The following is a 9,913-nucleotide window of genomic DNA, read 5'->3' on the forward strand; positions in this document are numbered from 1 at the left end:
GAATACCGGCCTGTCACGCCGGGGGTCGCGGGTTCGAGTCCCGTCCACTCCGCCAGTCACCATCAAGCCCGATAAGCCATGCTTTCGGGCTTTTTTGTTTTTCGTGCGCCCGTTTGGCGATATTCCGCCTTTTTCCGCGCCGACCTAGGGTAATGCCCAGTTCCTCGGGGCTCGCCCTTGCACCTAAGCTATGACCGAATAATACAAAAAACTAGGTCTGCTCTATGTCGGAGAACGGCTTTCCAAGATTTCAGGGGGGGTATTGCAACCTCGATTATTTGTTGCAAAACCTTGGTCGCAACGAGGAAACGGCGAAGCGTCTGGCCGGCCTGTTTCTGGAAAACTATCCCGGCCTGCTGGAGCGGATGATGCAGGCGCTCAGGGCGGGAGATCGTCCGGCCCTCAAGAATGCCCTGCACGATATCCGTAGCAGTTGCGTGCTGTTTTCCGGGCATCACTGCGTGGATATCGCGCGGCGCTTCGAGGAGTCCCTGCGCGAGCATGCAAGCCAGGCGGAGGCGATGCTCGCCAAGGACGACTGGGAGCTGATGGCGGAAACCTTGTGCAACTGCCTGAGTTGCATGGCTTCCGAGATGAAAGCGTATTTCGATGGCTCGCCGGCCTGAGCCCGGGCTTGCCTAGCAGAGAACGCCGGACTGCACGGCGAAGCGGGTCAGTCCGGTGACATCGTGAGCCCCGATTCGCTCCATCAAACGTCCACGGTGGAACTCCACGGTTTTCGGGCTGATGCCGAGATCGCGGGCGATTTCCTTGGTCGTCTTGCCCGATGCAACCAGGCGGAGAACTTCCCGTTGCCGTGACGTAAGCTGGCTTCCGCCATCGCGGGAGGCGTTGCCGCCGGGCGTTGCCGCGTAGTCGCGAATGCGCGGCGACAGGTATGTGTTGCCGATCAGCACGGTATTCAGGGCTTCGAGGAGTTCGCCGATGACGAAATCCTTGAGCAGGTAGCCATTGGCGCCGGCCGCCATTCCCTGTTCGATGATTTCCGGGCGGTCGATGCTGGAGAGGATCAGTATCCGCGTGCTGGCGTCAAACTGGCGGATGGTGCGCGTGACCTCGATTCCCGACGGCCCCGGCATTGCAATGTCGAGGAGGATTACGTCCGGGGAGAGTTCCCGAATGGCGGCAACGGCCTCGTGACCGTCGGCGCATTCCGCGATGAGTTCGTGATCGGGGAGTGTTTCGAAAAGGGCGCGGATACCGGCGCGAATCAACAGGTGGTCATCGGCGAGAATGATGCGAGATGCTTTCATGGTCGAGCTTTCGAGTGTTCGACATTGCTCATCATGCTTGATCTGATTCGGCTGGGGTTTGATAAAAATCGATAAACCGCGCTTTATCTCTGGTGTTCCTTCATCGCGCGTTGCGCTTCCCGCTTGGAGTCCTTTTCCAGTTCGGAGGCACGTTTGTCGTGTTGTTTTTTGCCCTTGGCCAATCCGATTTCCAGCTTGATCCTTCCGCGCAGAAAGTGCAAGTCGAGCGGCACCAGAGCGTAGCCGGCACGCTCCACCTTGCCGATCAGCTTGCTGATTTCGTTTCCGTGCAGGAGCAGCTTGCGGGTGCGCGTCGGGTCGTGCTTGTTGTGCGTCGACGCCGTGGTGAGCGGGCTGATGTGCATGCCGATCAGGAACAGTTCGCCGCCCTTGATGATGACGTAGGATTCCTTGATGTTCATCCGGCCGGCGCGAATGGCCTTGACTTCCCATCCTTCGAGAACCATGCCCGCCTCGTACTTGTCCTCGACGAAGTAATCGTGGAAGGCTTTTTTATTGACCGTAATGCTCATGCTGCCTGGCGATCCATTAAAATTGCGATTCTACAGGATACAGGAACGCTGCCACTGCATGGCTCTGGTTGAAAAGACAGTCTTGATCGAGCAATCGGCCGAACGCATGTTCGAACTGGTCGACCGTTGCGAGGATTACCCCGCGTTTCTTCCGTGGTGCAGTCATACCGAGGTCAAGTACCGGGATGCGGTGAAGACGGTGGCGACCTTGCACATCAATTACCATGCCGTGAAGTCGTCGTTTACGACCGAAAACGACAAGGAATACGCGCGCCAGATGAGCATTCGCCTGATCGACGGGCCGTTTCGGCGCCTCGAGGGGGCATGGCATTTCAAGGCGCTGGCCGAGAATGCCTGCAAGATCGAGTTCAAGTTGCACTACGAATTCTCGAGCAAGCTGTTCGAGAAGGTCATCGGCCCCGTATTCAGTCACATTGCCAATACCTTTGTCGACGCCTTCGTGCGGCGCGCAAGCCAAGTCTATGGAGCCGCCAATGGCTGAAATGCTCGATATTGAAGTTTGCTATGCCATGAGCAGCAAGCAGGAACTGGTTCGTGTCCGGGTTCCCGAGGGGGCGACCTTGCAGCATGGACTCGAGGCATCCGGATTGTTGGGCAAATACCCCGAAATCGATACCAAGAAGAACAAGTTCGGCATCTGGAACAAATTGTCGAAGCTCGATGCTGTGTTGCGGGACAAGGACCGGATCGAGGTCTATCGGCCCTTGATCGCCGATCCCAAGGAAGTCCGCAAGCAACGTGCGGCAGAGGGCAAGGTCATGAAAAAAGGCGCCGGTGATGCCGACGCCTCCGAGAGCTGATTTCGCCAGCGGTCATTTGCAGGTTTCGGCAATGACCCGCCGGGCGCGCTCAAGCTCCTGGTCGCGCTGCGATGTATCCATGAATTTGCGTTGGCCCTTGTCGTCCACCGTCACCATGGGTTGATTGTTCTCAAGGGCCGTCAGGTTTCGCTTTGCCCGTTCGCAGTTGTCTTTCTGGTCCGCTTCGGCGGCTTGCTCCTTGGCCAGCTTGTCGGCTTTTTCCTTGTTTTCCTGCTGGCGTTTCTTGAACTCCAGGTCTTTCTCGGCCGTGGTTTTCGGGCCTTCGGGGCTCTTCGCGCCGTCGGCGGTTTTTTCCGGGGCTTTCTCGCTGACGACGGACGGCTGCCGGGCGTCGATGGCGCGGCGGTTTTTTGCGTTCGAAGGCGGTGGGGTGTCGGAAACGACCGTTTGCCCGCTGCTGTCCTTCCACTGGTAGGTTTCGGCGTAAACCGCGTTGATTGCGACGATGGAGGTGGCCGCGGCAGCAGCAAATGCGATGATTGGTTTCGAGGTCATCTGGGTTTCCTTGGCTTTTCTGTATAATACGATTTTGTGACCTTGGATTAAAGGCCATGCGACTGCTGCAAAAAGCCCTCACCTTCGACGACGTACTGCTCGTCCCCGCACATTCTCAAGTCCTCCCGCGCGACGTCAGTCTTGCTACACAGCTGACCCGCAACATCACCCTGAACCTGCCGCTGCTCTCGGCCGCCATGGATACCGTGACGGAAGGGCGCCTTGCCATTGCGCTGGCTCAGGAGGGCGGGATCGGTATCATCCACAAGAACCTGACAGCCAAGGCCCAGGCCGCCGAAGTGGCCAAGGTCAAGCGTTTCGAATCGGGCATCCTGAAGGATCCGATTACCGTTTCGCCGCTGATGACGGTTCGCGACGTACTTGAGATCACCCGTCAATACCGGATTTCCGGCCTGCCGGTGATCGACAAGAGCGGCAAGGTGGTCGGTATCGTCACCAACCGCGACCTGCGCTTCGAAACCAACCTGGATCAGCCGGTCAAGTCGATCATGACGCCGAAAAAGCGCCTGGTCACCGTCCGGGAAGGCGCCAGTGTCGAGGACGCCAAGGAATTGATCCGTACCCACCGCCTGGAGCGCGTGCTGGTCGTGGATGACGAGTTCAACCTGCGTGGCCTGATCACCGTCAAGGATATCCTCAAGTCGACCGAGCACCCGCTGGCCAACAAGGATGCCTCCGGACGCCTGCGTGCCGGCGCTGCGGTCGGCGTCGGTGCCGGTACCGAGGAACGCGTCGAACTGCTGGCCGAAGCCGGCGTCGATGTCGTCGTGGTCGATACCGCCCACGGCCACTCGCAAGGCGTGCTGGACCGCGTCAAGTGGGTCAAGAAGAACTTCCCGCAGATCGAAGTGATCGGCGGCAACATCGCCACCGCCGATGCGGCGCGGGCGCTGGTCGACATGGGCGCCGACGGCGTCAAGGTCGGCATCGGTCCCGGCTCCATCTGCACCACGCGCATCGTCGCCGGTGTCGGCGTGCCGCAGATCACTGCCATCCAGAATGTTTCCGAATCGCTGAAGGGCACCGGCGTGCCGATGATCGCCGACGGCGGCATCCGCTACTCCGGCGACATCGCCAAGGCCATCGCGGCCGGCGCCAATACGGTCATGCTCGGCGGCCTGTTCGCCGGCACCGAAGAGGCCCCGGGCGAGGTCGAGCTGTTCCAGGGCCGCTCGTACAAGTCGTACCGCGGCATGGGTTCGCTCGGCGCGATGCAGGCCGGCTCCTCGGATCGCTACTTCCAGGAAGCCACCGCCAACGTCGACAAGTTCGTGCCGGAAGGCATCGAAGGCCGCGTTCCGTACAAGGGCTCGGTGCTCGCCGTGATCCACCAGCTGATGGGCGGCCTGCGCTCGTCGATGGGTTACCTCGGCAGCCCGACCATCGCCCATATGCATGAGAACGCCTGTTTCGTCGAGATCACCTCGGCCGGCATCCGCGAGTCGCACGTTCACGACGTGCAGATCACCAAGGAAGCCCCGAACTACCATCTCGACTGATAGCCAACGTCTTTCAAAGGGCGGCTCATGGAGCCGCCCTTTTCATTCAAGGCCCTGCAAATGTCCCACCAGAAAATCCTCATCCTCGATTTCGGTTCCCAGGTCACCCAGCTGATCGCCCGCCGCGTGCGCGAAGCCAAGGTCTTCTGCGAAATCCACCCGTACGACGTTTCCGACGACTTCATCCGCAACTACGGCGCCAAGGGCATCATCCTGTCCGGCGGCCCGAGCTCGGTGACTGAGGGCGATACGCCGCGGGCGCCGAACGTCGTCTTCGAGCTGGGCATTCCGGTGCTCGGCATCTGCTACGGCATGCAGACCATGGCCCAGCAACTGGGCGGCCAGGTGATGACCGCCGAAGCGGCCGGCAAGGCCCGTGAATTCGGCTACTCGGAAGTCCGCGCCCACGGCCATACGGCGCTGCTCAACGACATCGCCGACTTCTACAGCCCTGAAGGCCACGGCATGCTGAAGGTGTGGATGAGCCACGGCGATTCGGTCATGGAACTGCCGGCCGGCTTCGTCAAGATGGCGTCGACCGCGTCCTGCCCGATCGCCGCGATGGCCGACGAGAGCCGCAAGTTCTACGCTGTCCAGTTCCATCCGGAAGTCACCCACACCCAGCAGGGGCGGGCGATCCTTGAACGCTTCGTGCATGGTATCTGCGGCTGCGGCACCGACTGGGTCATGGGCGACTACATCGCCGAGGCCGTCGATGCGATCCAGCGCCAGGTCGGCGACGAGGAAGTCATCCTCGGCCTGTCCGGCGGCGTCGATTCGAGCGTTGCCGCGGCGCTGATCCACAAGGCGATCGGCGACCAGCTGACCTGCGTTTTCGTCGACCACGGCCTGCTGCGCCTGAACGAAGGCGACATGGTCATGGACATGTTCGCCCGCAACCTGGGCGTCAAGGTCATCCGCGTCGATGCCGTCGACGACTTCATGGGCAAGCTGGCCGGCGTTTCCGACCCCGAGCAGAAGCGCAAGATCATCGGCAAGGAGTTCGTCGAGGTCTTCCAGGCCGAATCGAAGAAGCTCTCGGCCGCCAAGTGGCTGGCCCAGGGCACGATCTACCCGGATGTGATCGAATCGGCCGGCAAGGGCAAGAAGGGCGCCCACACCATCAAGAGCCACCACAACGTCGGCGGTCTGCCGGAAGACATGCACCTCAAGCTGCTCGAACCGCTGCGCGAACTGTTCAAGGATGAAGTCCGCGAACTCGGCGTCGCGCTCGGCCTGCCGCGCGAGATGGTCTATCGCCACCCGTTCCCCGGCCCGGGCCTGGGTGTGCGCATCCTCGGCGAGGTCAAGCGCGAAGCCGCCAGCCTACTGCAGCGTGCCGACGCCATCTTCATCGACGAACTGCGCGCCACGCACGCCACCGAGCGCGATGTGGCGGCCGGTGCCTGTACCGCGGCCGATGTCGGCAAGAGCTGGTACGACCTGACCAGCCAAGCCTTCGCGGTCTTCCTGCCGGTCAAGAGCGTCGGCGTGATGGGCGACGGCCGTACCTACGAAAACGTCGTTGCCTTGCGCGCCGTGGTCACCAGCGACTTCATGACCGCCCACTGGGCGCATCTGCCGTACGAGCTGCTCGGCCGGGTGTCGAACCGGATCATCAACGAAGTGCGGGGGTTGAACCGGGTGGTCTACGACGTTTCCGGCAAGCCGCCGGCGACTATCGAGTGGGAGTAGGAATTAATTTTTCACCATATAAATCAATAGGTTAAACAAGTCTGCAAAGATAATTCACTGGCAACGCAGGCTTCGTAAGTTGTTGATTTAAATTGTTTTCTCATCTCAGACCCTAACGCTTCAGGCGTTGCCAGGCGACGAATTTGACGGTATCGCTAACGGTACGAATGGGTTCTTTGCGTTAGGCTGTTTGAGGGCAAGATTTAGCGGTCACAGAAATACCGTCTGTGACGGTATAAATTGATCCCTGAAGCTAGGTTTCATGCAGGTTCGCGGGCATCTGTATGCCTCTTGATTGGTGACGGCAATTGACCGTCTCGATCAGGAGAAAAATTAGATGCTCACAGACCTTGCCCTTCGAAACCTCAAGCCTCGCGTGACCCTTTACAAAGTTGCTGACCGCGATGGCATGTACGTGGCCATTCTGCCGACGGGCTCCATTTCCTTCAGGTACGACTACCGCATCAATGGCCGGCGCGAGACGCTGACCATTGGCCGCTATGGTTTTGGCGGCATCTCGCTCGCCGTGGCGCGGGAAAAGTTGTTGGATGCCAGGCAATTGGTGCGCGACGGTATTTCACCAGCCCTGCAGAAGCGGCGAGAGAAGGCCCGCGGCCCCGAAACCAAGACTTTCAGTGACCATGCGATCCAGTGGCTTTACGGGGCCACCATGGCTGATTCGACGCGGTCGATGCGTAAGAGCGTGTTGGACCGCGACATCCTGCCGACCTTCAGCAAGCGCCTTTTGAGAGAGGTTCATGTAGAGGATCTGCGCGCATTGTGCATGCGAGTGAAAGAGCGAGGGGCTCCAGCGACGGCGATTCATGTGCGTGACATCGTCAAGCAGATCTATGGTTACGCCAACCTGCACGGGGAGAAGGTGACCAATCCTGCCGACGAACTTGGCCCGGGATCCATCGCTACGTTCGTGCCCAAAGATCGGGTGCTATCTCAGGTGGAAATCCAGTTGATGCATCAGCAATTGGATCGTGTACCGACCTATCCTGCCATTCGGCTCGCGTTGCGTTTGATTCTGCTGACGCTGGTGCGCAAGAGCGAACTGATTGAGGCAACTTGGAACGAGGTTGATTTCGAGGCGGCTGTATGGACTATCCCGAAGGCTCGCATGAAGGGGAGGAGGGCGCACAATGTGTACCTGTCTTCTCAGGCGCTCGACATCATGATCGCACTGCGCACATGTGCCGCCGGATCAAGGTATGTATTGCCCTCACGATACGACGCGGATCGACGCATGTCGAAAGCCACGCTGAACCGCGTCACACAGCTAATCGCTGAACGGGCGAAAGAGGCGGGGTTGCCATTGGAGCCATTCACCGTCCATGATTTGAGGCGAACGGGTTCCACGTTGCTCAACGAAGCTGGTTTCAATGGTGACTGGATCGAAAAGTGCCTTGCGCACGAAAGCGGACGGTCTTCGCGGTCGGTCTACAACAAGGCAGAGTATGCTGAGCCGCGACGTCACATGCTCCAAGAGTGGGCGAATATGGTCGATGCATGGGCGGCCAGCGAAACGTACACGCCCATGCTGACCTGACATACATGGTGGCAGTTTTTGCTCGAAGATAAAGCCGCCCATTCGGGCGGCAATTTTCGGGTCATCATTGGTATGGGGAGGACTGCTGAATTATCGACTTACTTTAATTCATGTGTCCCGAGGGCTACATTGTTGTTAATTAACTGCCATTTAGGTGCCCAGGGGCTACAGTGACAACACTTGCCGATGTTGCCGAGATGCTCAGGAGTGCTCGCCGTGAAGCGCGGCTGAGTCAGGATGGACTCGCACAGCGGGCGGGGGTTTCACGCACAACAGTGACGCGCATGGAAACCTTGGCCAAGGGCGATATGAGCGTGTCGGTGCTGGTACGCCTGCTCGAAGCAGCTGGCTATGACTTGAAGCTGGCAAAGCTTGGGCATGTGCGCACACTCGAGGACATCTTGGCGGAGCAGCGCCAAGGTGATCTTCCATAAAGCTCGATATTCTGCTCGGTGCAAGGCCGTTACCAAGCCTCCAGGAATGTTGTTCCTCTAGAAATTTTTTTGGGGCCTCAGTGTCATGTAAGCCTGTTGTTGGAGACCCTGCTGTGTATATTCAGGTCATTTCCGCTTGCTCTTTGAAGAGGGTTGGAGGGAGAGTTAGTTTGCTGCATAATCGTTTTTGAGCAACGAGAATTGAATTAAATTGATTTGACGCAACCTTAATCTAGTGGATGCCGACTCCTTGCTTGCATCATCGTTTTTGAGCAAACGAAAGCTGTACTCCCTGGAGACGCTGCATGACCGGACTACCGACACAACTGATTGGTTCTGCCTGGCTGGCGCAGACCTACGGCGTGATGCTGCTGGGGAGACCGCCTGTGGTCAGCCAGATTGGGGGGCGGCGCGCGACCCAAGTCGACAACGGCTTCCGTTCGGAGGTCTATACGGAGGCCATGCGGCCAGCTGCGGAGTCGGTAGCGCACCTGCAGTTTCACCTTCGTCACGAGGTACCCCATCTGGAATTCCTCGCTCGCCTCTTTGAGCGAAGCGGTCCGGATTTCGTTCAAGCCTGGGTCATGGCCGAACCAACCGGGCAGTATGCCCGTCGGACTGCCTTCCTGTACGAGTGGCTGACTGGAGAAACGCTGGCGGTTCCGGAGCGACTGGGGGGTAATTACATCGATGTCATTGACGATGCCAAGTTGGTGGCGGCATCACCCGACCGGGTCGTCAAAGTGCAGCGCTGGCGGGTGAATGACAACTTACCGGGGACTCGGCATTTTTGCCCCATGGTGCTCAAGACTGATGCAGTGAATCGGGCTGCCAGTCTGGACGTGCCGCGTCTGTTCGGGGAACTGACTGCCGAGTTTGGCGAAGACCTGCTGATGCGGGCGGCAGTCTGGATGACGCTGCGAGAGAGCAAGGCAAGCTTTGCCATCGAAGGAGAAGCCGATCGGGCAGGGCGGGTGCAGCGTTTTGCGGATGTGATGGCGCGGCGTACCGGTCAAGGAGATTTACCGTTCAGCGATGCCGCGCTGGCCGAGTTGCAGCGGGAAATCCTGGGCGACCGGACAACGATTACCCATTTCGGGATGCGCCAGTCTCCCGTGTTCGTCGGCGAGACGGTGCGCTACCAGGAGGTCGTGCACTACGTGGCGCCACCGGCTGACGAGATCGCCGCGATGCTGGACGGGCTGCAGACGTTCCTCGAAAGAACGCAAGGTCAGTCGCCCACGATGCGTAGCGCAGTGGCGGCTTTCGGCTTTGTCTACATCCACCCGCTGGCTGACGGTAATGGCCGTGTGCATCGCTTCCTGGTCAACGACGTCTTGCGTCGTGATGGCGTGATCCCGGAACCTGTGATTCTGCCCGTATCCGCCGTCATCACGGACGACGCCGGTGAGCGGCGCGGCTATGACCGAGTGCTGGATGAGGTGTCCAAGCCCTTGATACAGGCCATGCGGGAGCAGATCGTGTTCGAGCCAGTGCGGACTACCTACCCGGATGGCGTGGTGTCGAATTTCGCCTTCCACGGTGCCGAACAGGCCAGGCCGCTG

General features: G+C 59.5%; 11 protein-coding genes. 8 read left to right on the forward strand and 3 right to left on the reverse strand.

The window, feature by feature from the left end:
- Window positions 1–224: 224 nt before the first annotated feature.
- On the forward strand, window positions 225–626 hold the full coding sequence (locus Q0P59_RS19325; RefSeq protein ID WP_295009459.1) for an Hpt domain-containing protein: 402 nt from the start codon (window positions 225–227) through the stop codon (window positions 624–626).
- Between the two features lie 12 nt (window positions 627–638).
- Here Q0P59_RS19325 and Q0P59_RS19330 read toward each other — a convergent pair whose 3' ends face one another.
- Entirely contained in the window at window positions 639–1,274 is a 636-nt protein-coding gene (locus tag Q0P59_RS19330) for a response regulator transcription factor (protein WP_295009461.1), read from the reverse strand.
- Between the two features lie 83 nt (window positions 1,275–1,357).
- Window positions 1,358–1,807: an SsrA-binding protein SmpB gene (smpB, locus tag Q0P59_RS19335; protein ID WP_150428669.1), complete on the reverse strand. Its 450-nt coding sequence runs from the start codon at window positions 1,805–1,807 to the stop codon at window positions 1,358–1,360.
- A 58-nt stretch (window positions 1,808–1,865) separates the two neighbouring features.
- Between smpB and Q0P59_RS19340 the strand changes: the two genes are divergently transcribed.
- Both Q0P59_RS19340 and Q0P59_RS19345 read left to right on the forward strand, forming a co-directional pair.
- Entirely contained in the window at window positions 1,866–2,309 is a 444-nt protein-coding gene (locus tag Q0P59_RS19340) for a type II toxin-antitoxin system RatA family toxin (protein ID WP_295009464.1), read from the forward strand.
- The gene (locus tag Q0P59_RS19345) at window positions 2,302–2,628 is read left to right on the forward strand and encodes an RnfH family protein (protein ID WP_295009466.1); all 327 of its coding nucleotides are present in this window, start codon (window positions 2,302–2,304) and stop codon (window positions 2,626–2,628) included. The genes Q0P59_RS19340 and Q0P59_RS19345 overlap by 8 nt, the downstream gene beginning before the upstream one ends.
- Window positions 2,629–2,640: 12 nt before the next feature.
- Here the strand turns inward: Q0P59_RS19345 and Q0P59_RS19350 are convergent, their stop codons facing one another.
- Window positions 2,641–3,144: a DUF4124 domain-containing protein gene (locus Q0P59_RS19350; RefSeq protein WP_295009468.1), complete on the reverse strand. Its 504-nt coding sequence runs from the start codon at window positions 3,142–3,144 to the stop codon at window positions 2,641–2,643.
- Between the two features lie 56 nt (window positions 3,145–3,200).
- On the opposite strand from Q0P59_RS19350, the gene guaB reads away from it, so the two are divergent.
- The 5 genes from guaB to Q0P59_RS19375 all read left to right on the forward strand — a co-directional run.
- Window positions 3,201–4,664: an IMP dehydrogenase gene (guaB, locus tag Q0P59_RS19355; RefSeq protein ID WP_295009470.1), complete on the forward strand. Its 1,464-nt coding sequence runs from the start codon at window positions 3,201–3,203 to the stop codon at window positions 4,662–4,664.
- A gap of 60 nt (window positions 4,665–4,724) precedes the next feature.
- Entirely contained in the window at window positions 4,725–6,359 is a 1,635-nt protein-coding gene (gene guaA, locus Q0P59_RS19360; RefSeq protein ID WP_295009472.1) for a glutamine-hydrolyzing GMP synthase, read from the forward strand.
- A gap of 337 nt (window positions 6,360–6,696) precedes the next feature.
- Window positions 6,697–7,914, forward strand: coding sequence for a tyrosine-type recombinase/integrase (locus Q0P59_RS19365; protein WP_295009474.1), 1,218 nt, complete (start codon window positions 6,697–6,699; stop codon window positions 7,912–7,914).
- 170 nt (window positions 7,915–8,084) lie between these two features.
- On the forward strand, window positions 8,085–8,348 hold the full coding sequence (locus Q0P59_RS19370) for a helix-turn-helix transcriptional regulator (RefSeq protein WP_295009476.1): 264 nt from the start codon (window positions 8,085–8,087) through the stop codon (window positions 8,346–8,348).
- A gap of 305 nt (window positions 8,349–8,653) precedes the next feature.
- On the forward strand, window positions 8,654–9,913 hold a 1,260-nt coding region (locus Q0P59_RS19375), incomplete at its 3' end, for a Fic family protein (RefSeq protein WP_295009478.1).

Origin of the sequence: uncultured Dechloromonas sp. (assembly GCF_945957265.1) — a bacterium.
Lineage (GTDB): Bacteria > Pseudomonadota > Gammaproteobacteria > Burkholderiales > Rhodocyclaceae > Azonexus.

Excerpts from the sequence above, each read along its gene's own strand:
- Q0P59_RS19325 (WP_295009459.1), top strand. The coding sequence starts at position 225 with ATGTCGGAGAACGGCTTTCCAAGATTTCAGGGGGGGTATTGCAACCTC.
- Q0P59_RS19330 (WP_295009461.1), bottom strand. The coding sequence starts at position 1,274 with ATGAAAGCATCTCGCATCATTCTCGCCGATGACCACCTGTTGATTCGC.
- smpB (WP_150428669.1), bottom strand. The coding sequence starts at position 1,807 with ATGAGCATTACGGTCAATAAAAAAGCCTTCCACGATTACTTCGTCGAG.
- Q0P59_RS19340 (WP_295009464.1), top strand. The coding sequence starts at position 1,866 with ATGGCTCTGGTTGAAAAGACAGTCTTGATCGAGCAATCGGCCGAACGC.
- Q0P59_RS19345 (WP_295009466.1), top strand. The coding sequence starts at position 2,302 with ATGGCTGAAATGCTCGATATTGAAGTTTGCTATGCCATGAGCAGCAAG.
- Q0P59_RS19350 (WP_295009468.1), bottom strand. The coding sequence starts at position 3,144 with ATGACCTCGAAACCAATCATCGCATTTGCTGCTGCCGCGGCCACCTCC.
- guaB (WP_295009470.1), top strand. The coding sequence starts at position 3,201 with ATGCGACTGCTGCAAAAAGCCCTCACCTTCGACGACGTACTGCTCGTC.
- guaA (WP_295009472.1), top strand. The coding sequence starts at position 4,725 with ATGTCCCACCAGAAAATCCTCATCCTCGATTTCGGTTCCCAGGTCACC.
- Q0P59_RS19365 (WP_295009474.1), top strand. The coding sequence starts at position 6,697 with ATGCTCACAGACCTTGCCCTTCGAAACCTCAAGCCTCGCGTGACCCTT.